The sequence below is a fragment of the Achromobacter pestifer genome (assembly GCF_013267355.1).
GTDB classification, from domain to species: Bacteria; Pseudomonadota; Gammaproteobacteria; order Burkholderiales; family Burkholderiaceae_B; genus Achromobacter; species Achromobacter pestifer_A.
The window spans coordinates 6,066,722-6,091,412 of sequence record NZ_CP053985.1 but is presented as its reverse complement, the minus strand read 5'-3'; the positions used below and the strand labels follow the sequence as shown (position 1 = coordinate 6,091,412).

Below are 24,691 nucleotides of genomic sequence, written 5' to 3'. Positions count from 1 at the left end.
ACGCCGCAATCTCCGCCGCTTTCATCAATCAGTCCTGCGACCTTTTGACGCGGCGCAAACCGTGCGTTCCGGGCCGCCGGGCAGCGGCCTGGAAATCAATCCTGCACTGCGGCGACCTCGTCGGTCAGCATCTTCACGCCGGGCAGCTCGCAGGCGTAGACGGCCTGCGCCAGCGCCTCGATGGCGGCCAAGCGCGGGAAGCTGCGCCGCCAGGCCAGCACCACGCGGCGCTCCGGCACATGGCCGTCAAAGGGCAGATAGCGCAGCAGGCTGTTGGACGGCGGCTGCTCCGGCACCGCCGTCACCGGCAGGACGGTCACGCCGATGCCCGCGGCAACCATGTGGCGTATCGTCTCCAGCGAGGAGCCTTCGAAGGTGCGCTGGATGCCGTCGCTGGCCGCAGAAAAGCGCGACAGCTCGGGGCACACTTCCAGCACCTGGTCGCGGAAGCAATGGCCGCTGCCCAGCAGCAGCATGGTCTGCTGCTTCAGGTCCTGCGCGTCGATGGACTTGCGCCGCGCCAGTTCATGGTCGTTGGGCACCGCCACGATGAAGGGCTCGTCGTACAGGGGCTGCATGACCAGGCCAGCCTCAGGCAGCGGCAAGGCCATGATGGCGCAGTCGATCTCGCCCTGGCGCAGCAGCTCGACCAGGCGCACGGTGAAGTTCTCTTGAAGCAACAGCGGCATCTGCGGCGTGCGGCTGATCTGCACCGGCACCAGCCGCGGCAGCAGGTACGGGCCGATGGTGTGGATGACGCCGACGCGCAAGGGGCCGGCCAGCGGGTCGTGCCCCTGACGTGCGATTTCCTTGATGCTGGCGCTTTCTTCCAGCACCTTCTGCGCCTGCGCCACGATGCGCTGGCCGATAGGGGTGACGCCGACTTCGGCACCGCCGCGCTCGAACAGCGTCACGCCCAATTCATCTTCCAGCTTGCGTATCGCCACCGAGAGCGTGGGCTGGCTGACGAAACAGGCCTCGGCTGCGCGGCCGAAATGCCGTTCGCGCGCCACGGCGACGATGTACTTGAGTTCGGTGAGAGTCATGGTGGACTACGCCCCCGGGGGTTATGCCCCAGCCTCGTGGCTGGCGCTTGCTTGATTAAGGTTCGTGGCTGGCTGCATGGTCAGGTGCGCAGGAAATCCTCGCGCCCTCGCATCCAGCGTGCCAGGTGCGCCTCGACCGCGGCCGGATGTTCGGCGCGCAGCCAGACCGCGGCATCGCGCGCGTCTTCGGCGATGGCCGCGTCCGTTTCCAGGTCGGCGAAGCGCAGCAGTGCCATGCCGGACTGGCGCGTGCCCAGGAACTCTCCCGGACCGCGCTGTTCCAGGTCGCGGCGGGCGATTTCAAAGCCGTCGGAGGTTTCGAACATGGCCCGCAGGCGTTCGCGCGCCACCTGCGACAGCGGCGTCTGATAGAGCAGCACGCATACCGATTCGGCGGTGCCGCGTCCTACCCGGCCGCGCAATTGATGCAACTGCGCCAGGCCGAAACGCTCGGCGTGCTCGATCACCATCAACGAGGCGTTCGGCACGTCCACGCCAACTTCGATGACGGTGGTGGCGACCAGCAGGTCGACCTCGCCATCCCGGAAGGCCTGCATCACCGCGGCCTTCTCGGCCTGCGGCAGCCGGCCGTGCACCAGTCCGATGCGCAAGTCCGGCAGGTCGACGCGCATGGCTTCGTAGGTGTCCACGGCGGTCTGGAGTTCCAGGGCCTCGCTTTCCTCGACCAGCGGACAGACCCAGTAGGCTTGCTGCCCGCCGCGCGCGGCCTGGGCGATATGGGCGATGACTTCCTCGCGCCGCGCGTCCGATACCAACTTGGTCAGGACCGGGCTGCGCCCAGGCGGCAATTCGTCGATGACGGAAACGTCCAGATCGGCGAAGAAGGTCATGGCCAACGTGCGCGGAATCGGTGTCGCGCTCATGTTGAGCTGGTGCGGCACGATGCGTCCGCGCACGGTTTCGCCCTTGCGCGTCAGCGCCAGGCGCTGCCCCACGCCGAAACGGTGCTGCTCGTCGACGATGGACAGGCCCAGGCGATGGAATTCGACGTTATCCTGGATCAGCGCCTGCGTGCCCACGATCAATTGCACGCTGCCGTCGGCGGCGGCCGCCACGGCTTCGCGGCGCGCCTTCGCGGCGAGGCTGCCACTCAGCCATGCCACGTTCACGCCCAGCGGCTGCAGCCAGGACACCAGCTTGCGGAAGTGCTGTTCCGCCAGGATTTCCGTGGGCGCCATCAGCGCGACCTGCGCGCCGCTGGCGATGGCCTGCGCCGCGGCGATGGCCGCCACGACCGTCTTGCCGCTGCCCACGTCGCCTTGCAACAAGCGGTGCATGGGATAAGGCTTGGCGAGGTCGGCGGAGATTTCCTGGACCACGCGCTCCTGCGCGCCGGTCAGCTTGAACGGCAGCGCCTCGTACAGCCTGGCCACCAGCCCTCCGGCCTCATTGCGCACCGGCAGCGATTCGGATTCCTTGACGCGGCGCGCGGCGCGCGCGGCCGCCAGCGACAACTGCTGCGCCAGCAGCTCGTCGAACTTGATGCGGCGCCAGGCGGGATGCACGCGGTCCAGCAAGGCCTGCTCGGACTCGCCCTGGGCCGGTGTGTGCAACGCGCGGATGGCCGGCTCGAACGGCGGCAGGTCATAGCGGGCGCGCGCCTCGTCGGGCAAGGTGTCGGACAGGTCGGCGCGGTCCAGCGCCTGCGCGATGGCGCGGCGCAAGGTCAGCTGCGGCAGCCCTTCGGTGCTGGGATACACGGGAGTCAGCGCCGTGGGCAGCGGCGCGTCCGCATTGGTCATGCGCGGATGCACCATCTGGCGCCCGAACAGGCCGCCTCGGACCTCTCCGCGGGCGCGCAGGCGCTTGCCCACGCTGACTTGTTTCTGCTGGCTGGGGTAGAAATTCAGCCAGCGCAATTGCAGCTCGCCGCTGTCGTCCGCCAGAGTGGCGGTCAGCTGGCGCCGGGGCCGGTAGGACACCTCGGATTTGGTGATCTCGCCTTCCACCTGGCCGGCGAAACCAGGCCGCAGGTCGCTGATCGGGATGATGCGGGTTTCGTCCTCGTAGCGCAGCGGCAGGTGCAGCACGAAGTCCTCGGGCAGCACCAAACCCAGGTTACGGAGCTTGCGCTCCGTATCCGTCATCGCACGGCCGGCGCCTTTGTTATCGGCGCCGGATCGCTTGGAAGCCGCGGCTGCGGCCGTCATGAAGAAACGAACCCCTGGATCGAAAAGTCCGGACGGGCCTTACAGGACCAGGATGGCTTCGACTTCGAACTGCGCGCCCTTGGGCAGGCTGGCCACGCCGATGGTCGAGCGCGCCGGGAACGGCTGGGGAATGATCTCGGCCATGATGGCGTTGGCGGCGGCGAACTTGCCCAGGTCGGTCAGGAACAGCGTCAGCTTGACCACGTTGTCCAGCGTGCCGCCGGCGGCCTTGATGACTTCCTGCATGTTGGCGAACGCCTGGCGCACCTGCGCATCAAAGTTCTCGGAAACCAGATCGCCAGTGCCCGGCTCCAGGCCGATCTGGCCCGAGAGATAGACAGTCTTGGTGCCGCTTACGGCAACCGCTTGCGAGTAAGGGCCTACCGCGGCGGGCGCGGTGTCGGTATGGATGATTTGCTTGCTCATGGGCGGAATCCTTCGAAAGACGGATAGAAACTACAACTATCGAAGTTTATCCAGCAATAGACATTTGCGAAAGTGGCTTAACGCCCTAGGGTGCGCTATCGATATCCCCCCGATGCTCCCGCAACAGGTCATACAGGGCCTGCGCCGCGACTGACAGGGTGCGGCCCTTGCGCCGCACCAGGTAGAGAGGACGGGTCAAGGCCTTGCCGGCCAGCGGCACGATGCGCAGGTCGGCCCCGCCGAAATGGAACAGCGTCATCGCCGGCACCACCGAAATCCCCAGGCCCGCGCGCACCAGCCCCGTCGCCGTCGCCAGATGTTCCACCTCGAACACCGGCGCCGGCGCATCGGCGCCCAGGGCGGCATCCAGATGCTTGCGCACGCTGCTGCCGCGCGCCAGCTGGATCATCGGATAGCGCAGGATGTCGCGCAGCCGGGCACGGCCCGCGCCCGCCAGCGGATGGTCGGCGCGGCAGACCAGGAAATAGCGGTCCGCATGCAGGAATTCGCTGTCCAGATCGTTCATGTCCGGCCGCCGCGACGCCACCGCGAAGTCTACCTGCCCGGCCTGCACCAGATCCAGGCAAGGATCCAGCAAGGCATCGCGCAGGTCCACCGTGATGCCGGGATAGGCCTCGCGAAAGCGCGCCAACAGCCCCGGCAGCCAGCCTGCGGCGAGCGAAGGCAAGGCTGCCAGCGCCACCCGCCCGCGGCGCCTGGCGGCATGGTCGCGCAGGTCCTCCATGACCAGGTCCATGTCGGCCAGCAACCTGCGCGCCGTCGCATCCAGCACCTGTCCCTCGACCGTCAACTCCACATGGCGCGTGTTGCGGTCGAACAGCCGCATGCCGGCGCTGTCCTCCAGCTGGCGGATCAGGGCGCTGAAGGCCGGCTGCGTCAGGTGGCAGCGCTGGGCTGCCCGGGTGAAGTGTTTTTCTTCGGCCAGGGCCACGAACGCGCGCAATTGCCGGGCAGACAGATTCATGGCTTTTCTCTATGAATTGATCCGATCTTTCTATTTTACTGATTAGCGAAGCATGCCTATAGTGGATTCGGATCCCCCAAGAACAGCACCGAATCCGTATGTCCAAACTCCCCCTTCACATAGGCTGCGCCTCCGGATTCTCCGGCGACCGCAGCGACGGCGCCGCCGCCGTGGTGCGCAGCCTGATCGCCCGAGGCGGCGGCGTGCTGATCTACGAAACGCTGGCTGAACGCACCTTGGCGCTGGCGCAGCTGGCGCGCAACGCGGACCCGGAGCGCGGCTACGAGCCCTTGCTGGACGAACTGGTCGGCCCCGTGCTGGGCGACTGCCTGCGCCACGGCATCAGCATCGTCGGCAACTTCGGCGCGGCGAACCCCGCCGCCGCCGCCCGCCGCATCGCCGCGCTCGCCCGGCAGCAAGGCCTGGCCGCGCCGCGCATCGCCGTGGTACACGGCGATGCGCTCTCCAGCGACGCGCAACGGGAATTGCTGCGCCAGCGCCTGGGCGGCGCGCTGGAAGGCCTGGACGTGGTCAGCGCCACGGCCTACCTCGGCGCCGCCGAGATTGCAGAGGCGCTGAGGGCCGGCGCGCAAATCGTGGTCGCGGGCCGCGTGTCGGATCCATCGCTCACACTGGGTCCGGCGCTGGCCCACTTCGGCTGGTCCATGGACGATTGGCCGCGCCTGGGCCGCGCCACCATGGCCGGCCACATGCTGGAGTGCGGCCTGCAGGTCACCGGCGGCTACTTCTGCGTGCCCGGTCTCAAGGACGTGCCGGAGGTGCATGCGGCGGGCTTTCCCATCGCCCAGATCCACGCCGACGGCGAGTTCGTGATCGGCAAGGCCGACGGCACCGGCGGCATGGTCGACGCGCGCACGGTCAAGGAACAACTGCTGTACGAGGTGCACGATCCGGCGCGTTACCTGACGCCGGACGTCGTCGCCGACCTCAGCCGCGCCGAAGTGGCCGAGCTGGGCGGCGACCGGGTGGCGGTGCGCGGCATCACCGGCCACGCGCGTCCCGGCGAACTCAAGGTCAACGTCTGCTATCGCGGCGGCTGGCTGGCCGAAGCCGAGATCTCCTATGCCGGCGTGCAGGCCGAGGCGCGCGCGCGCCTGGCGGCCGATATCGTGCGCAAGCGCCTGGACCCGGCCCTGCGCCTGCGCGCCGACCTGATCGGCGCGATCAGCATCCTGGGCGACGACGCCGGCAACATGCTGTCCGCCCTGCCCCACGGCCATGCGCGCGACGTGCGCCTGCGCGTCGCGGCCGAACACATGGACCGCAAGCTGGCAGAGAGCGTGCTGCGCGAAGTGACCGCGCTCTATACCTGCGGCCCGGCCGGCGGCGGCGGCGTGCGCACCGCGCTGCGCCCGCGCCTGAACATGCTGTCCTGCACCCTGCCGCGCGACGCCGTGCCCAGCGGCTGGACCTTCCTGGAGGACGCCTCGCAATGAATCCGCTGATCGCAGTTCCCTTGTACCGCCTGGCGCACAGCCGTTCCGGGGACAAGGGCGACATCTCCAACCTGAGCCTGATCGCCTGGGATCCGGAATGCTACGAGGCGCTGGCCGCCCAGGTCACCGAAGCCCGCGTCGCCGCCTGGTTTGCCTACCGCCATCCCAGGCGCGTCACCCGCTACACGCTGCCCACGCTGCACGCCATGAACTTCGTGCTGGAAGGAGTGCTCGACGGCGGCGTCAACGATGCCCTCAACCTGGATACGCACGGCAAGAGCCTGTCATTCAGATTGCTGGACATGACGGTCGAGGTCAGCCCGGCGCTGGCCGGCCGGCTGCCTGACATACCCGGCGACCGCCCCGCGGCCGCCTGATTTCGATTCCTATAAAAATCCCACAGGAGACACACATGCGCATTGCTTCCAAAGGCCGGCTGGCCTTGCTGCTGGCTGCCACCCTGCCCGTCGCGGCCATGGCCCAGGCCCAGTTCCCCGCCAAGCCCATCACCTTCATCGTGCCGTTCGCGGCCGGCAGCGCGACCGACCAGATCGGCCGCGCCATCGGCCAGGGCGTCACCGAGCAGACCGGCCAGGCCGTGGTGATCGAGAACAAGCCCGGCGCCAGCGCGATGATAGGCGCCGCGGCCGGCGCCCGCGCGGCCCCGGACGGCTACACGGTGCTGATCACCACCAACACCACGCACGCCGCCAACGAACATCTCTACAAGACGCTGACCTACGATCCAGTCAAGGATTACGCGCCGCTGACCCTGCTGGGCAAAGGCGGCCAGATCATGGTGGTCAATCCCAGCTCGCAAGCCAAGACGGTCGGCGAGTTCCTGGCGCAGGCCAAGCAAGCGCCCGGCAAGCTGAGCTTCGGCAGCGGCAGTTCCAGCAGCCGCATCGCCGGCGAACTGCTGCAGCAGATGGCGGGCGTGCAGCTGCTGCACGTGCCGTACAAGAGCAATCCGCTGGCGGTCACCGACCTCCTGGGTGGTCAGATCGACATGATGATCACCGACACGGCGACCGGCCTGCCCCAGGTCAAGTCGGGCAAGCTGCGCGCGCTCGGCGTCACCGGCCAGGCCCGCTCGCCGCTGGCCCCGGACGTGCCCACCATCGCCGAATCGGGCGTGCCGGGCTACGAGATGGGCTATTGGTTTGCCGCCTACGCGCCTGCCGGCACGCCGCCGGATGTCATCAAGCGTCTGAACGAACTGCTGGTCAAGGCCACGGCAAGCGCGCCCGCCAAGCAGTTCTATGCCCAGACGGGCACGGACGCGGCCAGCTCCACGCCGCAGGAACTGGCAACGTTCCAGCAAGCCGAGTCGAAGAAATGGGGCGGCATCATCAAGAAGGCCGGCATCCAGCCCGAATAGGCCGGAACGCCTGCGGGCGGCGGTGCGCAGGCCCGCCACGACGGTGTTGTACGGCGCCAGAAAACAAAAAACCCATCGCATCGCTGCGATGGGTTTCTGGCTTGGAGCCTGCGCCGGGACTTATTTGTCCACGAATGCGCGCTCGACCACGTAGTCGCCCGGCTGGCCCACGCCCGGCGATACCGTGAAGCCGCGCTTGTCCAGCATGGCGCTGATGTCGGCCAGCATATGGGGGCTGCCGCAGATCATGGCGCGGTCGGTTTCCGGGTTGATCTGGGGAATGCCGATGTCCGCGCACAGCTTGCCGTTTTCCATCAGCTCGGTAATGCGGCCTTGGTTGCGGAACGGTTCGCGCGTGACCGTCGGGTAATACACGAGCTTCTCGCGCACCACATCGCCGAAGAACTCGTTGTCCGGCAGTTCCTTTTCGATGAAGTCGGCATAGGCCAGCTCGCTGACCCAACGCACGCCATGCACCAGGATGACCTTGTCGAAGCGTTCGTAGACGTCCGGATCCTTGATGATGCTCATGAACGGCGCCAGGCCCGTGCCCGTGCCGAACAGGAACAGGTGCTTGCCCGGCTTCAGGTCGTCGACGACCAGCGTGCCCACGGGCTTGCGGCTGACCAGGATGGTGTCGCCTTCCTTCAGATGCTGCAGGCGCGACGTGAGCGGACCGTTCTGCACCTTGATGCTGAGGAACTCGAGGTTCTCTTCATAGTTGGCGCTGGCGATGCTGTAGGCCCGCAGCAGGGGCTTGCCTTCAACTTCCAATCCGATCATCACGAAGTGGCCATTGTGGAACCGCAAGGCCGAGTCACGCGTCGTGGTGAAGGAAAACAGGGTGTCGTTCCAGTGGTGCACGCTTAGTACGCGCTCAGTGTTGAAAGCAGCCATGTCGTATCAAATAAGGGCGACCGCCCCGGGCAATGCGCCCGGCTTGTGCCGCTGGGTCATTCCGTGCCGCAAAAAAGACGCGGCCGGCATTAGGGTTGACCCTATTCTACAGGGTCCCGATGATAACTGCTCTCATTATTCCGTAATACGCTTATGCCGTATTGATGGGGATCAAGCCCGATACCTGTCCGACTTACGAATAGTTGAATGCCGCTTTGCTTCCTGTTATCGTCGCGTTCTCATTTGATAATCATTTTCGTTAGCAGACTGTTTTGAGCAGCGGGAAGCCCGGGACACCCTGGATTCCTTCTGCAGCCCTAGCCGGAGCACCTCCTCATGAATAAGCGTCCCCAATTGAATTCGCTGCTGCGCGCCCTGGCGCTGGCCGGCGCCGCCGCCTTCACCGTGTCGGCCAACGCCGCCGAGGAAGTCAGCCTCTACACCACCCGGGAACCCAAGCTGATCCAGCCGCTGCTGGACGCCTTCACCAAGGAAAGCGGCATCAAGGTCAATACGGTCTTCGTCAAGGACGGCCTGCTGGAACGCGTCAAGGCCGAAGGCGCCAAGTCGCCCGCCGACGTGCTGATGACCGTGGACATCGGCAACCTGCTGGATCTGGTCGATGGCGGCGTGACGCAGTCGGTCAAGTCGCAAACCCTGGAATCCGTCATCCCCGCCAACCTGCGCGGCGCCGACGGCAAGTGGTACGCCCTGTCGCTGCGCGACCGCGTGCTGTACGTGGAAAAGGACCTGAAGCTGGAAGCCTTCCGCTACGAAGACCTGGCCGACCCCAAGTGGAAGGGCAAGGTCTGCATCCGCTCGGGCCAGCATCCCTACAACACCGCGCTGGTCGCCTCCATGATCGCGCATGACGGCGCGGAAGCCACTGAAAAATGGCTGCGCGGCGTCAAGGCCAACCTGGCCCGCAAGGCTGCCGGCGGCGACCGCGACGTGGCCCGCGACATCCTGGGCGGCATCTGCGACATCGGCCTGGCCAATGCCTATTATGTCGGCCACATGAAGAATGCGGAACCCGGCACGGACGCGCGCAAGTGGGGCGACGCCATCAAGGTCATCCGCCCGACCTTCGCCAACGCCAAGAGCGGCGGCACGCACGTGAACGTCAGCGGCGCCGCCGTTGCCGCCCACGCGCCGAACAAGGCCAACGCGGTCAAGCTGCTGGACTTCCTGGTGTCCGAACCCGCCCAGGCCCTGTACGCTCAGGCCAACTATGAATACCCCGTCCGCAAGGGCGTGAAGCTGGACCCCGTGATCGCCAGCTTCGGCGAGCTGAAGGTGGACCCGCTGCCCCTGACCGAGATCGCCAAGCATCGCAAGCAAGCCAGCGAACTGGTGGACAAGGTCGGTTTCGACAACTGATAAGCCCGTGGAGCGCCACGCCTTGCGGCGCGGCGCAACCATGCGGCAGTGACAAACGCGGGGGCTGCGTCCAGGCCCGCGCGTAGGGCCTGCTCCCTTTTTTGGAGGGAGCAGGCCTTGCCATTGATGCAATCGACTTTGAAGCATGCACACAGATTCTTTGCCCCGGCCGCTGCGTCTGCGCTGGACTGAACGCGGGGCCGGCTGGCTGGCCGGCGCCGCCCTGATCGCGCTGGCCGTATTGGCGCCCGTCCTGACGTTGGGGTGGTGGGCGCTGGGCGGCGAACTCTCGCATTGGCAGCATCTGGCCAGCTACGTGCTGCCCCAGGCGCTGGCCAATACCGCCATGCTGCTGGCCGGCGTGGGCGTGCTGGTCACCCTGCTGGGCACCGGCGCGGCCTGGCTGGTGACCGCCTACGACTTCCCTACCCGGCGCGTGCTGACCTGGGCGCTGTTGCTGCCGTTGGCGGTGCCGACCTACATCATCGCCTTCGCCTATCTGGACCTGCTGCATCCCATCGGCCCGATACAGACCGCGATCCGCGCGCTGCTGGGCTACGACAGCCCGCGCCAGTTCCGCCTGCCGGACCTGCGTTCGATCTACGGCGCAATCTTCGTGCTGGGCTTCGTGCTCTACCCCTATGTGTACCTGAGCACCCGCGTCATGTTCATGACGCAGGCCGCAAGCCTGCTGGAAGCGGCCCGCACGCTGGGCGCCGGCCGCATCGCGGTGTTCTTCCGGGTCGCCCTGCCGCTGGCCCGGCCCGCCATCGTGGTGGGCGTGAGCCTGGCGCTGCTGGAAACGCTGAACGATATCGGCGCGTCCGAATTCCTGGGCGTGCAGACGCTGACCGTGTCGGTCTACACCACCTGGGTCACGCGCTCGGACCTGGCGGGCGCCGCGCAGATCGCGCTGACCATGCTGGCGATCGTGATCGGGCTGATCCTCCTGGAACGCCATGGCCGCAAGCGCCAGCGCTACGCCAACACGCAGCGCATGCGCCCGATGCAGCCGCGCCGCCTGCACGGCCCGGGCGCGGCCGTGGCCGCGGTGCTGGGCTGGATACCGGTACTGATCGGTTTTGTCGCGCCCGCGCTCTATCTGATCGTGGAAACCTATAAGCGGCTGCATCTGGTGGGCGGGGTGTCGCACCAGTTGCTGAACGGTTTGAGCAATACCCTGATCGTCGCCTTCAGCGCCACCATCGTCACCTTGCTGTGCGGGCTGATCGTGGCCTGGGCCGGACGCACGCTGCGCGAAAGCTCCGGCTTCAATCCGGGCCGCGCCTGCGCGCGCATCGCCAGCCTGGGCTACGCGGTGCCCGGCACCGTGCTGGCCATCGGCCTGCTGACGCCGTTCGTCTGGATCGACACCGCGGTGGCCAAAATATTCGGTGGCACGGGCCTGTTCCTGATGGGCTCGATGGGTGCGCTGGTGTGCGCCTACGCCATCCGTTTCCTGGCGATTTCGACCGGCGCGCTGGAGGCCGGCCTGGCCCGCATCCCGCCGTCGCTGGAGCAGGCTTCGCGCCTCTTGGGCGAAAGCTCGGCCGGCACGCTGCGCCGCGTGCACCTGCCGCTGTTGCGCCCGGCGCTGGCGGCCAGCGCCCTGCTGGTGTTCGTGGACGCCATGAAGGAATTGCCCGCCACGCTGCTGTTGCGGCCCATGAATTTCGACACGCTCGCCACCTGGCTCTATGCGGAAGCGGCCCGCGGCACCTATGAAGAAGGCGCCGTCGCGGCGCTGGCCATCGTGCTGGCCGGCCTGTTCCCCGTCATCCTGCTGGCGCGCACCAATCTGAAAATGGGACATTGATCATCGTGCCCGATCTGTTAGAACTCGATCACCTTTCCCTCGCCTACGACACTCCCGCGGGCCTCAAGCCCGTGGTGCAGGACCTGACGCTGGGCCTGCCCGTGGGCCATATCGGCTGCCTGCTGGGCGAGTCCGGCTGCGGCAAGACCACGGTGCTGCGCGCCATTGCCGGCTTCGAGCCGGTGCGGGCCGGCCGCATCCTGCTGGACGGCACCGTCATTTCCTCGCCCACCGTGCAGGTGGCGCCCGAGCATCGCCGCGTGGGCATGATGTTCCAGGATTACGCGCTGTTCCCGCACCTGACGGTGGCGCTGAACGTGGCCTTCGGCCTGCGCAAGCTGGCGCGCCCGGAGCGCGCGCGCCGCGTGGAGGAAATGCTGGAACTGGTGGGCCTGGCGCATGCCGCCAACAGTTATCCGCACGAGATCTCCGGCGGCCAGCAGCAACGCGTGGCGCTGGCGCGCGCGCTGGCGCCCTCGCCCGACCTGCTGCTGCTGGATGAGCCGTTCTCGAACCTGGACGTGGACACGCGCGAACGCCTGGCCTTCGAGGTGCGCGACATCCTCAAGACCACCGGCCACACGGCCATCCTGGTGACGCACAACCAGGCCGAAGCCTTCGCCATCGCCGACCGCATCGGCGTCATGTCCAAGGGCAGCATCGCGCAGTGGGACACGCCCTATAACCTGCACCATCATCCGGCCAGCGACTTCGTGCGCGATTTCATCCGCCGCGAAGCGCTGGAAGAGCGGCGCGAGCAAGCCTACGCCCGCGGCCGCTGAGGTTAGCCTGGCCGCTCAGTCGGCCGACAGCTTCACTTTTTGCGACAGAGCCTTGAAGGCTTCGTGCTGGCTCTGGGTCAGGCGCTCCACTTCCTGCGGCGTGGAGCCATACGGCATGAAGCCGGCCTGCTCCAGCTTGGTCTTCACTTCCGGCAAGGCCAGCGCCCATTGGAAGGCTTCGCTCAGGGCCTTGGTCACCTCGGGCGACATCTTCGCCGGGCCATAAACCGCGAACCACGGATCCACCACGGCCGCCTCGTAGCCCAGCTCGGCCAGCGTCGGCACGTCCGGCAAGGCAGGCGCGCGCTTGCTGCCCGTCACCGCCAGCGCATGCACCTTGCCCGCCTTGATGTGCGGCAGCGACGCCGGCAGATTGTCGAACATCACTGGCAGATGCCCGCCCAGCAGGTCGTTCAGGCCCTGCGCGCTGCCCTTGTACGGAATGTGCTGCATGCCGGCGCCGGTCAGCTGGTCGAACATCACGCCGGCCAGATGCATGGAGGTGCCAGTGCCCGGCGTGCCGAACGAGGTGCCGGGATGCTGCTTGGCATAAGCGACCAGATCCTTGACGCTGTCGACCTTCAGCGCCGGGCCGACCTCCAGCACCACGGTGGACGCGCCCAGCATGCTGACGCCCGTGAAATCCTTGGTGGGATCGAAAGGCATGGACGGGTAGACGAAGGGATTCAGGGCATTCGTGGAAATCGCGCCGAAGCCGATGGTGTAGCCGTCGGGCGCGGCCTTGGCCACGGCGTCCATGCCGATATTGCCGCCCGCGCCAGGGCGGTTCTCGACGATGACGGGCTGGCCCAGCTTTTCAGCCACTTTCTGACCCGCCGTGCGCGCCACCAGGTCGGTGGTGCCGCCTGCGGTGTAGGGCACGATGAAGGTGATGGGCTTGGCCGGATAGCCGGCGGCGAGCGCCGCCGAGGCGCCCTGGATCAGCGCCAGCGCGGCCAGGCCGCGCAGCGTGTTGAATGTGTAGCGATGCATGATGTCTCCATCCCGTTTTGTTGTTGGGGTCGGAGGCGCATCATACCCCCGGCCGCGCGGCGATTGCGCGCGGCCGGCTTGCGTGCCGGCTCAGGCGCGCGGCTCGGGCAGCGGGATGTATTCGGTCTCGTCGCCCGGCACGACCTGGTCGAAGCGGTTGCGCTGCCAATCCTGCTTGGCTTGTTCGATGCGGTCCTTGCTGCTGGAGACGAAGTTCCACCAAATGAAGCGCGGCCCGTCCAGGGGCTCGCCGCCCAGCACGGCGAAGCGCGCCGCGGTCTTGGCGCGGATCTGCACGGGACGGCCCGGCGCGAACACAATCAGGCGGCCGCTTTCGAATTCCTGGCCGTCGATCTCGACCGTGCCTTGCGCCAGATAGGCGGCGCGCTCTTCATGCTCGGCCGGCAGCACCGTGGTCGCGCCGGCCTGCAACTGCATGTCGCCATAGAACAGCGGCGACAGCGTCTTCACGGAAGAAGTCTTGCCAAATAGTGAACCCGCCACCACCTGGGCGCGCACGCCCTCGCCTTCGACCACCGGCTGGGCATCCAGTCCGTAGTGCGTGAACCCCGGATCGGTTTCCTCGTGCTCCTTGGGCAAGCCCACCCAGATCTGCAGGCCACAGAGGCGTTGCGCGGCCTGGCGGCTTTCAGGCGAGGAACGCTCGGAATGCACGATGCCGCGGCCGGCAGTCATCCAGTTGACCTCGCCGGGCAGAATGGTCTGGGTATTGCCGGCGCCGTCTCGGTGCACCATGGATCCTTCGTACAGATAGGTCACGGTGGACAGGCCGATATGGGGATGCGGGCGCACGTCGATGCCCGAACCGGCAGCAAACTCGATCGGACCCATATGATCCAGGAAGACGAACGGCCCGACGGTGCGGCGCTGCGCGGACGGGATGGCGCGGCGCACGGAAAAGCCGCCCAGGTCGCTGGTGCGCGGCACCACGACGGATTCAATCTGGCTTTCGCCTGCTTCGGACAAGGTGGACATGATCGGACTCTCCGGGTTGGGGGCCAAGGCCCATCTTAAGGCCTGCCGCTTGCATGGGAAAAAACAGTGGCGGCGGGCGGACCGTTGCTGTCCGCCCGCCGCTGCGGGTCACGCCAGGTCGAACACCAGGACTTCAGCGGCCTTGCCGCCCGAGAGCTCGACGCGGGCCTCGTCCGTGATGGCAAGCGCGTCGCCGGCCGAGAGTTCGACGCCGTTGACCGTCAGGCTGCCGCGGGCCACGTGCACCCAGGCACGGCGGCCGGCGGCCAGATCAAGCGCGGCCGATTCGGCGCCGTCGAACAGCCCGCCATACAGGCGCGCATCCTGATGGATCTTCATCGAGCCGTCCGCGCCATCGGGCGACACCAGGGCTTGCAGGCGTCCGCGCTTTTGCTCGTCGCTGAAGCTGCGCTCTTCGTACTCGGGCGCAATGCCCGTCACGTCGGGCTCGATCCAGATCTGCAGCATGTGCGTTTCACGGTCCGACAGCGGATTGAACTCGGAGTGCATCACGCCGCGGCCGGCGCTCATGCGCTGCACGTTACCGGGCTGGATGGTCGAACCGCTGCCCATGCTGTCCTTGTGAGCGATCGCGCCATCCAGCACATAGGTGATGATCTCCATGTCGCGATGGCCGTGCGTGCCGAAGCCGCGGCCAGCCGCGATGCGGTCATCGTTGATCACGCGCAGGGCGCCAAAGCCCATATTGGCCGGGTCGTAGTAATTGGCGAAGGAAAAGGTGTGAAACGAGTCCAGCCAGCCATGGTTGGCGTGACCCCGTTCAGCAGCGCGGCGAGTGGTAAGCATTGTGGACTCCTGTTTCAATAATATGAATGGTTGCGCAGCCTTGCTTGGTCACCACCATCTGGAGGGAAGCCGCTGCACCACCGGCATGAGTGATATTGTGCGCGTGCACGGCCACCTGTTTGGCGCTATATTTTGACGGAACCATTCAAATTTTTTGAATGGCAATTCCAGGCGCACCCATGCAAGCCATCACCCCCGAACTGCTCATCCTGGTGGACGCCATCGCGCGCCACGGCAGCTTTGCCAAGGCGGCCCGCGAACTGGGCAAGGTGCCCTCGGCGGTGACCTACTCCATCCGCAAGCTGGAGGACGGCCTGGACGTGCTGCTGTTCGACCGCTCGGGGCACCGCGCCCTGCTGACGCCGGCGGGCGAAACGCTGCTGAAGGACGGGCGCCATGTGTTGCAGTCGCTGGATGACCTGGCCTGCCGCGTCAAGCGCATCGCCACGGGCTGGGAAGTCGAGCTGCGCATCGCGGTCAGCGCGGTCCTGCCATGGCGGCCGCTATACGATCTGATAGAAGAGTTCCAGGCGCTGGGCAGCGCCACCACGCTGCGTTTTTCCAGCGAGGTGCTGAGCGGCAACTGGGACGCCCTGACCTCGGGACGGGCCGATCTGGTCATCGGCGCGGGCGCGGCGGGCGAGCCCACCGGCCCGTACCGCTCGCAAGCCATGGGCCAATCGCAATTCGGCTTCTGCGTGGCCGCGCACCATCCGCTGGCGTCGCTGCCGCAGCCCTTGAGCCGGGCCGACATCACGCGCTACTGCGCGGTGGTGGTGGCGGATACGTCGCGCAACCTGGCGCCGCAGACGCGCGGCATCCTGGCCGAACAACCCATGCTGGTAATGCCGACCATGCAGGCCAAGATCGACGCCCAGGTGCGCGGCCTGGGCTGCGGCTACCTGCCGCTGACGCTGGCCGCGCCCTATCTGGCGCAAGGGGTACTGGTGGTGTGCGAGACCGACGAAGGCATGTCCCTGACCGAGCACCTGACCTACGCCTGGCGCTCGGAGCCGCCGGGCGAAGCCTTGAAGTGGTGGCTGCAGAAACTGAAATCGCCGCGCCTGTGCGAGAGCCTCTTGGGGATGGGATAAGGCGCGCGGCCGCGCGCCTTATTCGTCCTCGATGCCCAGCTCGCGCAGCTTGCGCGTGATGGTGTTGCGGCCGATGCCCAGGCGGCTAGCGGCTTCCACGCGGCGGCCGCGGCTGGCGTCCAGCGCGCTTTGCAGCAGGATCTTCTCGAACTGGCGCGTGAGCGTGGCCATGACCGCGGGTTCGCCGCGTTCCAGCCGGTACTGCGCATCGCGCAGCAGGGAATCCTGCCAGTTGCGCGGAGAGCCCTCTTCCACCGGCGCCGCGGACTGGACCACCGTACCCACGCCGGCCATGGACGCGGCAGGACGCGACAGCGCCGGACTCGGCTGCTGCTGATGCTCCATGGCGCGGATTTCCGGCGGCAGATCGGCGCGCTCCACCGTCTGGCCAGGCGCCATCACCGTCAGCCAGTGACAGAAGTTCTCCAACTGGCGCACGTTGCCCGGAAAGTCGAACTTGGACAACACGGCCAGCGCTTCCGGCGTCAGGCGCTTGACCGGCACCCCCAGCGCGCGGGCGCTGGCGGTCAGGAAGTGGCCAGCCAGCGCCGGGATATCTTCCACCCGTTCGCGCAAGGGCGGCAGGCGCAGCCGGATCACGTTCAGGCGGTGGAACAAGTCCTCGCGGAACAGGCCCTGCTCCACACGCTGCTCCAGCGGCTGGTGGGTGGCGGCGACGATGCGCACATCGACGCGCACCGGCTGCGCGCCGCCGACGCGGTAGAAGCTGCCTTCGGCCAGCACGCGCAACAGGCGCGTCTGCAATTCGATCGGCATGTCGCCGATTTCGTCCAGGAACAGCGTGCCGCCGTGCGCTTCCTCGAAGCGGCCGCGGCGCAGGTTGTTGGCGCCCGTGAACGCGCCGCGCTCGTGGCCGAACAGCTCGGCCTCCAGCAGGTCGCGCGGGATGGCCGCCGCGTTCAGCGCCACGAAGGGGCCGCCGGCGCGCACGCCGTGGCCGTGCAAGGCGCGCGCCACCAGTTCCTTGCCGGTGCCGGACTCGCCCGTGATCAGCACGGTGACCTTGGACTGGGCCAGCCGGCCGATCGCGCGGAACACTTCCTGCATGGCGGTGGACGCGGACTGCGTCATCATCCAGCGCTCGTTGTTCTGCGCCGACTCGCCCTGCCCTTCGGCATTTTCGGGCTCGGCGGATTCCTGCATGGCGCGCCGGATCAGCGCCACTGCCTCGTTCACGTCGAACGGCTTGGCCAGGTAGTCGAACGCGCCGCCCTGGAAGGCGGACACGGTGCTGTCCAGGTCCGCGAACGCGGTCATGACGATGACCGGCAGGCCGGGATTGCGTTCCTTCAGCTGACGCAGCAGTTCAAGGCCGTTGCCGCCAGGCATGCGAATATCCGACACCAGCGCGGCGGGCGCATCGTGCGACAGCGCTTCCAGCACATCGGCGGATTGGGAAAAGCTGCGGGTGGGGACCCCGGCGCGCGCCAGGGCCTTTTCCAGGACCCAGCGGATGGCCTGGTCATCATCGACGATCCATACGGGTTTCATCAGTATGCAGGCTCCATCGGAAGGACCAGGCGGAACTCGGTGCGCCCGGGCCGGGATTCAAATTCGATGATGCCGCCGTGCTGCTGCACGAAGTCCTGCGCCAGGCTCAGGCCCAGGCCGGTGCCTCCGGCGCGGGCCGTGACCAGCGGGTGGAAGATGCGGTCGCGGATCTGGTCCGGCACGCCGGGACCGTTGTCGATGATGGACAGCACCAGCGCCAGGCGGTGCTGCCGGTGAGCCAGCATCACCTGCCGCGCCACGCGCGTGCGCAGCGTGACCACGCCGGGCTCGGTCCGCGGCCCCGGCGGCCGGGCGACCAGTTCCTGCGCGGCGTTGCGCGCCACGTTCAGGACGGCCTGCATCAGGCGGGCGGCGTCGCCCTTCAGGTCCGGCACCGAGGCGTCGTAGTCGCGCAGCAGCGTGACGTCGTTGCGGAATTCGGCCTGGATCAGCGCGCAGACGCGTTCGCAGATCTCATGGATGTTGACCGGCCGCGCGTTCAGCGGCACACGTTGCGGGCCGCTCAGGCGGTCCACCAGCGCCTGCAGGCGGTCGGCTTCGGAAATGATGACCTGGGTGTACTCGGCCAGGGCCGCGCTGGGCAGCTCGGCTTCGAGCAATTGCGCGGCGCCGCGCAGGCCGCCCAGGGGATTCTTGACTTCATGCGCCAGGTTGCGCAGCAGTTCGCGGTGGGCTTCGATCTCGTCAACCAGCCGGTGGTTGCGGTCGGCCAGCACGCGCTGCTCGATCTCGCGGGTTTCTATCAGCACGGGCCAGCGCTGGCCCGTCAGTCCGACGGTCGTCACGGACACTTCCACGGATTCGGCGGCGCGGCGCAAGGAGGCCAGTTGCCTGACGTCGGCATAGCGTCCGGCGGCGGCGCGGTCGATGGAGGATTGGATGTTTTCCGGACTGTCGAACAGCGTGGCGGCGGAGTGGCCGCCCAGTTGCTTGCGCGAGCGGCCGAACAGATCTTCAGCGGCCGCATTGGCGTATTCGATATGACCGCGTTCGTTGACCAGGAAAACGGACGTGGCTAGCAAATCGAGAGCTTCTACATTCATTTTCTACATACCCGAATGTGAGGGGACGGCGGAACGCGACGGCCGCGCCGGAAGCCGGCGCCCTGCCCGCCAGGCGCGGAGCCTGGCGGGCAGCACGTCGAACCGCGATCTGGCGGTGCGCGTGCTGCGGGCCCTGGTTTCTGCCTGCATCATCGCGCCACCTCCAGCTACAGCCTCAGAACATCAGAGGCTGTAGTACATGTCGAACTCGACCGGGTGCGGCGTCATGCGCAGACGGTTCACATCGGCCATCTTCAGGTCGATGTAGGCGCTGAGCATGTCGTTGCTGAACACGCCGCCGCGGGTCAGGAACTCGCGGTCGTTGTCCAGGGCTTCCAGAGCCTGTTCCAGCGAGGCGCAGACGGTCGGGATCTTGGCGTCTTCTTCCGGCGGCAGGTCGTACAGGTTCTTGTCGGCGGGATCGCCGGGGTGAATCTTGTTCTGCACGCCGTCCAGGCCGGCCATCATCAGGGCCGAGAAAGCCAGGTACGGGTTGGCCAGGGGGTCCGGGAAGCGCGCTTCGACGCGGCGGCCCTTCGGGTTGCCGACGTACGGAATGCGGATCGAGGCCGAACGGTTGCGGGCCGAGTAGGCCAGCTTCACGGGCGCTTCGTAGTGCGGAACCAGGCGCTTGTACGAGTTCGTGCCCGGGTTGGTGATGGCGTTCAGCGCGCGAGCGTGCTTGATGATGCCGCCGATGTAGTACAGCGCGAATTCCGACAGGCCGGCGTAGCCGTTGCCCGCGAACAGGTTCTGGCCGTCCTTCCAGATGGACTGGTGGACGTGCATGCCGGAGCCGTTGTCGCCGACGATGGGCTTGGGCATGAACGTGGCGGTCTTGCCGTAGGCGTGGGCCACGTTGTGAATGACGTACTTGACGATCTGCGTCCAGTCGGCGCGCTGCACCAGCGTGCTGAACTTGGTACCGATTTCGAGCTGGCCGGCGCCGGCCACTTCATGGTGGTGCACTTCGACCGGCACGCCCATCTGCTCCATGAGCAGGCACATTTCCGAACGCATGTCCTGGAACGAATCGACCGGGGGCACGGGGAAGTAGCCGCCCTTGACGGTGGGACGGTGGCCGGTGTTGCCGCCTTCGAATTCCAGGCCCGAGGACCAGGGCGCTTCTTCCGACTTGATCTTGACGAAGGTGCCGGACATGTCGCTGTTCCAGGTCACGCCGTCGAAGACGAAGAATTCGGGTTCCGGACCGAAGTAGGCGGTGTCGCCCAGGCCGGAGGACTTCAGGTAGGCTTCGGCGCGCTTGGCCAGCGAGCGCGGGTCGCGGTCATAGCCCTTCAGGTCGGACGGTTCGACCACGTCGCACGACAGGATCATGGTCGGCTCTTCGCGGAACGGATCCAGGTTGGCCGTGGACAGGTCGGGGATGAGCAGCATGTCGGAGGCTTCAATGCCCTTCCAGCCCGGGATCGACGAACCGTCGAAGGCCTGCCCGCTTTCCAGCTTGTCTTCGTCGATGTGGCTGAGAGGCACGGTAATGTGGTGCTCACGGCCAATCGTATCGGTAAAGCGGAAATCCACGAATTTCACTTCGTTGTCGGCGATCTGTTTCAGGACATCTTTCGGGCTTGCCATGTCATCTCCATTAGATAAAAAGGTCGAGGGCTTTGCCCGTCGACTGGCATAAAAGAGGGAAGCAATAAGCGTGCCAGGTTTTACCCCCGGGATTCCCCGGGGAAGGCAGCTGGGTCACGGGAAAATGTAGCACCAGAATGGTGCAAACAGTGGGGCATGATAGCCCCACTATGGTGCATGAACGCTACAGGAACATTTCCTGCAGGTCGTTGAGGAAACTCCAGCCCAGGGGCGTCGCCCGCAGCCGGGTGGGATCGGCGTCCAACAGCCCCCGCTTGGAGGCTGCCTCCAATTGGTGCGCAATGGCGGCCAGCGACAGGCCGGTGCGCTCGTTGAAGGCGGTGGCGGCGACGCCATCCTTCAGCCGCAGGGCGTTCAACATGAATTCGAACGGCAGTTCGTCCGGGCCGACCTGGCGGCTTTCGGCGATGTGGCTGCCGTCGCGGGCCATGGCGGCCTGCATCCAGGAGTCGGGGCCGCGCAGCCGCGCTTCGCGCACGATGCGGTCATGGAAGGACAGCTTGCCGTGCGCGCCCGGGCCCAGCCCCAGGTAGTCGCCGAACTCCCAGTAATTCAGGTTGTGGCGGCAGCGCGCGCCCGGCTTGGCATAGGCCGAGACCTCGTAGCGCGCCAGGCCAGCGCCCGCCAGCTCGGCTTCCACCGCGTCCTGCATGGCGGCGCTGGTGTCGTCGTCGGGCAGATCCTCGGGCGGGAACTTGGCGAAGACGGTATTGGGCTCCATCGTCAGATGATAGAGCGACAGGTGCTCGGTGCCGAAAGCGACGGCCTGCCGCAGATCGGCCACACAGGCCTCCAAAGTCTGGCCGGGCAAGGCGAACATCATGTCCAGGTTGACGCGCGAGACGGCCCGTTGCGCCATCTCGATCGCCGCCCTCGCCTGCGCGCTGTCGTGGATGCGGCCCAGCTTCTTCAACTGCGCATCGTCGAAACTCTGGATCCCCAGCGAGAACCGCGTCACGCCGCTGGCCGCATAGTCGCGAAAACGCCCGGCCTCGGCCGTGCCGGGGTTGGCTTCCATGGTGATTTCGGCGTCGGGCCACAGGTTCAGACAGGCGCGCAGCATCGCCAGCAGCTCGTCCAGGCCTTCGGACGACAGCAGGCTCGGCGTCCCTCCGCCGATAAAGACCGAGACCACCTGCCGCCCCCAGATCGAAGGCAAGGCCTGCTCCAGGTCGCTGCGCAGGGCATCGAGATAGGCGCGCTCCGGGATCTCGCCCGGCGCCGCGTGTGAATTGAAATCGCAATAGGGACATTTGCGCACGCACCAGGGCACGTGCACATAGACGGACAGCGGCGGCAGGCTGGTCAGCTTGGCGCCGGCCGGCAGCTTCAGGCGCGACGGCTGCGCGCCCATGTCGTTGCGGATGGGAATGATGATGGACATGCGTAATTCCTGAACCTGGCGCCGCGCGGCGCCCTCGTCAAGCCTGGCTCAGCTTGCTCAACAGTTCGCGCAGCGCGCGGGCGCGATGGCTCAGCCGGTTCTTTTCCTCGGGCTCCAGGGCCGCGGCGGTCAGCGCCTGGTCGGGCAGGTAGAAATGCGGATCGTAGCCAAAGCCGTTGGCGCCCTCGGGCTGGTCGATGATCTCGCCATGCCACAGGCCTTCGCCGATGAGGGGCCGCGGATCGTTCTCGGACCGCACCAGCGCCAGCACCGCCACGTACCAGGCGCTGCGGTCGGCCGCGCCGGCCAGATTGCGCACCAGCAGTTCATTATTGGCCTGGTCGGATTTTTCGCCGCCGAGCATCTTGGCGTAGCGCGCCGAATACACGCCGGGCGCGCCGTCCAGCGCCGCCACGCACAGGCCGGAGTCGTCGGCCAAAGCCGGCAAACCGGTCAGGCGGCTGGCGTGGCGGGCCTTGGCCAGCGCGTTCTCGACGAAGGTGACGTGCGGCTCTTCGGCTTCGGGCACCCCCAGTTCGCCTTGGGGCACCAGTTCCATGCCCAGGGGCGCGAACAAGGCAGAGAACTCGCGCAGCTTGCCGGCATTGTTGGAGGCCAGCACGACGCGGCGCAGGGAATCAGGAATCTTGGGAGCAGTCATGGGGCAAATTGTATAGGGCGCGGGCCGGATGCGCCGCCGCCGGGGCGCGATGCCCCCGCGCCTTGAAAGGATATGCCTCCGATCGGGGGTTGACAGTGTTGCGGCCCCTAATTGAAGATGGCGCGCCTGTCTTCAGCGAAACAACGCGGACATATTTTGTTGTCAATATGATCAAACTTGTCACTGATAGTATCTGAACGCACCGGCGATGAACCCCATTCACGCTTTGCCCCGGCCGGTAGCGGCCCGCGCGCCCTCATCACCCCTGGACTGCGCGTCAGCGCACGTAAGCCTGGCCGGCATCCTGCGCGAACGCCTGCTGCGCCCGCGCTTCCAGCCGGTGGTCGACCTTTCGCACAGCCGCATCTACGGCCATGAAAGCCTGATCCGCGGCCCCGCCGACACGGCCCTGCACTTTCCCGACGCGCTGTTCGCCGAGGCCCGCCGCCAAGGTCTGCATCCGCAGCTGGAGCTGGCCAGTTTCCGCGCCGGCGCCCAGGGCTTTCACCAGCACGACGCGGCCGGCATGCTGTTTCTGAACCTCTCCGGTTCGGCGCTGCTGCACTACTGGACCCTGTGGGGCGAGGAAATGCCCCAGCGCCTGCTCAAGAATTGCTCGCTCGCGCCATCCAGCATCATCGTCGAACTCACCGAGCAGGATCCGCTGTCCGAGCACATGGCCGAACTTTCCAGCGCGTTCGCCTGCCTGCGCGCGCATGGCATGCGCGTCGCGCTCGACGACTACGGCGTGGGCAACTCCAATCTGCAGCTCTGGGCCGAAATGCAGCCGGACCTGGTCAAGATCGACCGCTATTTCTTCGCCGGCATCGGCCAGGACGAGCGCAAGCAGAACATGGTGCGCGCCATCCTGAAGGTGGCGCACCACCTGGGCACCACCATCGTCGCCGAAGGCATAGAAACCGCCGAGGACCTGGCCGTGGTGCGCGAGCTGGACATCCGCTACGCGCAAGGCTGGCTGCTGGGCCGGCCGGAAGAAATACTGCTGACCGAGCTGGCGCCGCCGCTGCGCGATTCGCTGCGGCAGCGCGCCGCCGCCGTCCCGCCCCAGCGCGGCCTGGGCGGCACCGCGGCCAGCCTGCGCGTCGAAGCGCCGGCGGCGCAGCTGAGCGGACACACCAATGACGACGTGCACCGGCTGTTCATCGAACACAAGGACATGCACGCGGTGGCGGTGGTCGACGACGACAACCGCCCGGTCGGCATCATCAACCGCCGCGACTTCTCGGAACATTACGCCCAGCGCTACACGCGCGAGCTGTTCGGACGCGACGCCTGCTCCACCTTCATGAATGCCGAGCCGGTGCTGGTGGACCTGAACGTGTCCATCGACCAATTGAGCCACGTGCTGATCTCCGAAGACCAGCGCTATCTGATGGACGGGCTGATCATCACGCGCGAAGGCCGCTACGACGGGCTGGCCACCGGTGAAACGCTGGTGCGCTCGGTCACCGAAATGCGCATCGAGGCGGCGCGCTACGCCAATCCGCTGACCTCGCTGCCCGGCAACATCCCCATCAGCCGGCACATCGCCACGCTGCTGGAAGACGCCGACGACTTCACCATCTGCTATGGCGACCTGAACAACTTCAAGCCTTTCAACGACGTCTACGGCTACTGGCGCGGCGATGACATGATCATGCTGACCGCCGAAGTCATCAAGCGCCATTGCGATCCGCAGCGCGACTTCGTCGGCCATGTGGGCGGCGACGACTTCGTGGTGCTGCTGCGCAGCCCCGACTGGATGGAGCGCACCCGCCGCATCATCGCGGAATTCAACGGCCGCGCCATGGACCTGTACGACGACGAGGGCCGCCGCAACGGCGGGATCGAAGCCGAGGACCGCTACGGCGTGCCCCGCTTCTTTCCCTTCGTGACGCTGGGGGTCGGCGCCCTCACCGTCACGCCGTCGCTATGCGAGCGCATCCGCCCGGAGGACATCGCCTCGGCCGCCGCTCACGTCAAGCACAAGGTCAAGCACGGGAACCTGTCGCTGGTGGCCGAGCGCTATACCGGCGGCGTCCTGCCGCAGCTCGACAGCTGAACCCTGCCCGGCCGCGCCATGCGCCGGCCGGGCAGCAATCTGGAACACCGCCACCGCGCGGCGCAAGCCCTGTGCCTGGGCCTCCAACGCGGCCGCCGCGGCAGCGGTCTGCTCCACCATGGCGGCGTTCTCCTGCGTCGAGCGCTCGATGTCCGCCACC

At 67.0% G+C, this 24,691-nt stretch carries 21 protein-coding genes; 8 read left to right on the top strand and 13 right to left on the bottom strand.

Features of this window, described 5'->3' with window-relative positions:
- Positions 1-95: 95 nt before the first annotated feature.
- The 4 genes from FOC84_RS28775 to FOC84_RS28760 all read right to left on the bottom strand — a co-directional run bounded on the left by FOC84_RS28775 (position 96) and on the right by FOC84_RS28760 (position 4,628).
- A complete protein-coding gene (locus FOC84_RS28775; RefSeq protein WP_173148292.1) occupies positions 96-1,046 on the bottom strand; it encodes a LysR substrate-binding domain-containing protein in 951 nt (316 codons plus the stop codon).
- A gap of 80 nt (positions 1,047-1,126) precedes the next feature.
- Positions 1,127-3,217 (bottom strand): ATP-dependent DNA helicase RecG, encoded by a 2,091-nt coding sequence (gene recG / locus FOC84_RS28770; protein ID WP_173148289.1) that lies wholly within the window; start codon positions 3,215-3,217, stop codon positions 1,127-1,129.
- A gap of 39 nt (positions 3,218-3,256) precedes the next feature.
- On the bottom strand, positions 3,257-3,643 hold the full coding sequence (locus FOC84_RS28765; RefSeq protein WP_088158995.1) for a Rid family detoxifying hydrolase: 387 nt from the start codon (positions 3,641-3,643) through the stop codon (positions 3,257-3,259).
- Positions 3,644-3,728: 85 nt separating this feature from the next.
- On the bottom strand, positions 3,729-4,628 hold the full coding sequence (locus tag FOC84_RS28760; RefSeq protein WP_173148287.1) for a LysR family transcriptional regulator: 900 nt from the start codon (positions 4,626-4,628) through the stop codon (positions 3,729-3,731).
- Positions 4,629-4,726: 98 nt separating this feature from the next.
- Between FOC84_RS28760 and FOC84_RS28755 the strand changes: the two genes are divergently transcribed.
- The 3 genes from FOC84_RS28755 to FOC84_RS28745 are packed head-to-tail and all read left to right on the top strand — an operon-like array spanning position 4,727 to position 7,466.
- Positions 4,727-6,085: an acyclic terpene utilization AtuA family protein gene (locus tag FOC84_RS28755; RefSeq protein ID WP_173148285.1), complete on the top strand. Its 1,359-nt coding sequence runs from the start codon at positions 4,727-4,729 to the stop codon at positions 6,083-6,085.
- Positions 6,082-6,462, top strand: coding sequence for an AtuA-related protein (locus FOC84_RS28750; protein WP_173148283.1), 381 nt, complete (start codon positions 6,082-6,084; stop codon positions 6,460-6,462). The genes FOC84_RS28755 and FOC84_RS28750 overlap by 4 nt, the downstream gene beginning before the upstream one ends.
- Positions 6,463-6,497: 35 nt before the next feature.
- Complete coding sequence (locus tag FOC84_RS28745; protein ID WP_173148281.1) at positions 6,498-7,466, top strand: Bug family tripartite tricarboxylate transporter substrate binding protein; 969 nt, start codon at positions 6,498-6,500, stop codon at positions 7,464-7,466.
- 120 nt (positions 7,467-7,586) lie between these two features.
- On the opposite strand, the gene FOC84_RS28740 is transcribed toward FOC84_RS28745, so the two are convergent.
- On the bottom strand, positions 7,587-8,363 hold the full coding sequence (locus FOC84_RS28740; protein ID WP_173148279.1) for a ferredoxin--NADP reductase: 777 nt from the start codon (positions 8,361-8,363) through the stop codon (positions 7,587-7,589).
- Positions 8,364-8,699: 336 nt separating this feature from the next.
- On the opposite strand from FOC84_RS28740, the gene FOC84_RS28735 reads away from it, so the two are divergent.
- The 3 genes from FOC84_RS28735 (at position 8,700) to FOC84_RS28725 (ending at position 12,341) form a co-directional block, all read left to right on the top strand.
- Positions 8,700-9,743 (top strand): Fe(3+) ABC transporter substrate-binding protein, encoded by a 1,044-nt coding sequence (locus FOC84_RS28735; RefSeq protein ID WP_173148277.1) that lies wholly within the window; start codon positions 8,700-8,702, stop codon positions 9,741-9,743.
- A 145-nt stretch (positions 9,744-9,888) separates the two neighbouring features.
- A complete protein-coding gene (locus tag FOC84_RS28730) occupies positions 9,889-11,559 on the top strand; it encodes an ABC transporter permease (RefSeq protein ID WP_173148275.1) in 1,671 nt (556 codons plus the stop codon).
- A 5-nt stretch (positions 11,560-11,564) separates the two neighbouring features.
- Positions 11,565-12,341: an ABC transporter ATP-binding protein gene (locus tag FOC84_RS28725; protein WP_173148273.1), complete on the top strand. Its 777-nt coding sequence runs from the start codon at positions 11,565-11,567 to the stop codon at positions 12,339-12,341.
- 15 nt (positions 12,342-12,356) lie between these two features.
- Here the strand turns inward: FOC84_RS28725 and FOC84_RS28720 are convergent, their stop codons facing one another.
- The 3 genes from FOC84_RS28720 to FOC84_RS28710 all read right to left on the bottom strand — a co-directional run bounded on the left by FOC84_RS28720 (position 12,357) and on the right by FOC84_RS28710 (position 15,137).
- Entirely contained in the window at positions 12,357-13,334 is a 978-nt protein-coding gene (locus FOC84_RS28720; protein ID WP_173148271.1) for a Bug family tripartite tricarboxylate transporter substrate binding protein, read from the bottom strand.
- A gap of 90 nt (positions 13,335-13,424) precedes the next feature.
- Complete coding sequence (locus FOC84_RS28715; RefSeq protein WP_173148269.1) at positions 13,425-14,330, bottom strand: pirin family protein; 906 nt, start codon at positions 14,328-14,330, stop codon at positions 13,425-13,427.
- A gap of 108 nt (positions 14,331-14,438) precedes the next feature.
- Positions 14,439-15,137, bottom strand: a complete 699-nt coding sequence (locus tag FOC84_RS28710; protein WP_173148267.1) for a pirin family protein — start codon at positions 15,135-15,137, stop codon at positions 14,439-14,441.
- A gap of 179 nt (positions 15,138-15,316) precedes the next feature.
- On the opposite strand from FOC84_RS28710, the gene FOC84_RS28705 reads away from it, so the two are divergent.
- On the top strand, positions 15,317-16,231 hold the full coding sequence (locus FOC84_RS28705) for a LysR family transcriptional regulator (RefSeq protein ID WP_173148265.1): 915 nt from the start codon (positions 15,317-15,319) through the stop codon (positions 16,229-16,231).
- 18 nt (positions 16,232-16,249) lie between these two features.
- On the opposite strand, the gene ntrC is transcribed toward FOC84_RS28705, so the two are convergent.
- From ntrC to rdgB, 5 genes are all read right to left on the bottom strand, one after another.
- Positions 16,250-17,743 carry a nitrogen regulation protein NR(I) gene (ntrC, locus tag FOC84_RS28700; RefSeq protein ID WP_173148262.1) on the bottom strand — a complete coding sequence of 498 codons (1,494 nt, stop codon included), beginning with the start codon at positions 17,741-17,743 and terminating at the stop codon, positions 16,250-16,252.
- A complete protein-coding gene (glnL, locus tag FOC84_RS28695; RefSeq protein ID WP_173148260.1) occupies positions 17,743-18,807 on the bottom strand; it encodes a nitrogen regulation protein NR(II) in 1,065 nt (354 codons plus the stop codon). The genes ntrC and glnL overlap by 1 nt, the downstream gene beginning before the upstream one ends.
- A 183-nt stretch (positions 18,808-18,990) precedes the next feature.
- Positions 18,991-20,403, bottom strand: a complete 1,413-nt coding sequence (gene glnA, locus FOC84_RS28690; protein ID WP_173148258.1) for a type I glutamate--ammonia ligase — start codon at positions 20,401-20,403, stop codon at positions 18,991-18,993.
- A gap of 184 nt (positions 20,404-20,587) precedes the next feature.
- Positions 20,588-21,808 (bottom strand): radical SAM family heme chaperone HemW, encoded by a 1,221-nt coding sequence (gene hemW / locus FOC84_RS28685; protein ID WP_173148256.1) that lies wholly within the window; start codon positions 21,806-21,808, stop codon positions 20,588-20,590.
- A 37-nt stretch (positions 21,809-21,845) separates the two neighbouring features.
- Positions 21,846-22,469, bottom strand: coding sequence for an RdgB/HAM1 family non-canonical purine NTP pyrophosphatase (rdgB, locus tag FOC84_RS28680; RefSeq protein ID WP_173148254.1), 624 nt, complete (start codon positions 22,467-22,469; stop codon positions 21,846-21,848).
- Between the two features lie 208 nt (positions 22,470-22,677).
- On the opposite strand from rdgB, the gene FOC84_RS28675 reads away from it, so the two are divergent.
- Positions 22,678-24,531, top strand: a complete 1,854-nt coding sequence (locus tag FOC84_RS28675) for an EAL domain-containing protein (RefSeq protein ID WP_254241807.1) — start codon at positions 22,678-22,680, stop codon at positions 24,529-24,531.
- The last annotated feature ends 160 nt before the right edge of the window (positions 24,532-24,691 follow it).

Bases quoted from the DNA above. Each gene is read 5' to 3' on its own strand.
- FOC84_RS28735 (WP_173148277.1), top strand. From the start codon at position 8,700: ATGAATAAGCGTCCCCAATTGAATTCGCTGCTGCGCGCCCTGGCGCTG.
- FOC84_RS28755 (WP_173148285.1), top strand. From the start codon at position 4,727: ATGTCCAAACTCCCCCTTCACATAGGCTGCGCCTCCGGATTCTCCGGC.
- FOC84_RS28745 (WP_173148281.1), top strand. From the start codon at position 6,498: ATGCGCATTGCTTCCAAAGGCCGGCTGGCCTTGCTGCTGGCTGCCACC.
- FOC84_RS28675 (WP_254241807.1), top strand. From the start codon at position 22,678: ATGAACCCCATTCACGCTTTGCCCCGGCCGGTAGCGGCCCGCGCGCCC.
- glnL (WP_173148260.1), bottom strand. From the start codon at position 18,807: ATGAATGTAGAAGCTCTCGATTTGCTAGCCACGTCCGTTTTCCTGGTC.
- glnA (WP_173148258.1), bottom strand. From the start codon at position 20,403: ATGGCAAGCCCGAAAGATGTCCTGAAACAGATCGCCGACAACGAAGTG.
- FOC84_RS28760 (WP_173148287.1), bottom strand. From the start codon at position 4,628: ATGAATCTGTCTGCCCGGCAATTGCGCGCGTTCGTGGCCCTGGCCGAA.
- FOC84_RS28705 (WP_173148265.1), top strand. From the start codon at position 15,317: ATGCAAGCCATCACCCCCGAACTGCTCATCCTGGTGGACGCCATCGCG.
- FOC84_RS28765 (WP_088158995.1), bottom strand. From the start codon at position 3,643: ATGAGCAAGCAAATCATCCATACCGACACCGCGCCCGCCGCGGTAGGC.
- hemW (WP_173148256.1), bottom strand. From the start codon at position 21,808: ATGTCCATCATCATTCCCATCCGCAACGACATGGGCGCGCAGCCGTCG.
- FOC84_RS28715 (WP_173148269.1), bottom strand. From the start codon at position 14,330: ATGTCCACCTTGTCCGAAGCAGGCGAAAGCCAGATTGAATCCGTCGTG.
- FOC84_RS28775 (WP_173148292.1), bottom strand. From the start codon at position 1,046: ATGACTCTCACCGAACTCAAGTACATCGTCGCCGTGGCGCGCGAACGG.
- FOC84_RS28720 (WP_173148271.1), bottom strand. From the start codon at position 13,334: ATGCATCGCTACACATTCAACACGCTGCGCGGCCTGGCCGCGCTGGCG.
- rdgB (WP_173148254.1), bottom strand. From the start codon at position 22,469: ATGACTGCTCCCAAGATTCCTGATTCCCTGCGCCGCGTCGTGCTGGCC.
- FOC84_RS28730 (WP_173148275.1), top strand. From the start codon at position 9,889: ATGCACACAGATTCTTTGCCCCGGCCGCTGCGTCTGCGCTGGACTGAA.
- FOC84_RS28740 (WP_173148279.1), bottom strand. From the start codon at position 8,363: ATGGCTGCTTTCAACACTGAGCGCGTACTAAGCGTGCACCACTGGAAC.
- FOC84_RS28750 (WP_173148283.1), top strand. From the start codon at position 6,082: ATGAATCCGCTGATCGCAGTTCCCTTGTACCGCCTGGCGCACAGCCGT.
- FOC84_RS28710 (WP_173148267.1), bottom strand. From the start codon at position 15,137: ATGCTTACCACTCGCCGCGCTGCTGAACGGGGTCACGCCAACCATGGC.
- recG (WP_173148289.1), bottom strand. From the start codon at position 3,217: ATGACGGCCGCAGCCGCGGCTTCCAAGCGATCCGGCGCCGATAACAAA.
- ntrC (WP_173148262.1), bottom strand. From the start codon at position 17,743: ATGAAACCCGTATGGATCGTCGATGATGACCAGGCCATCCGCTGGGTC.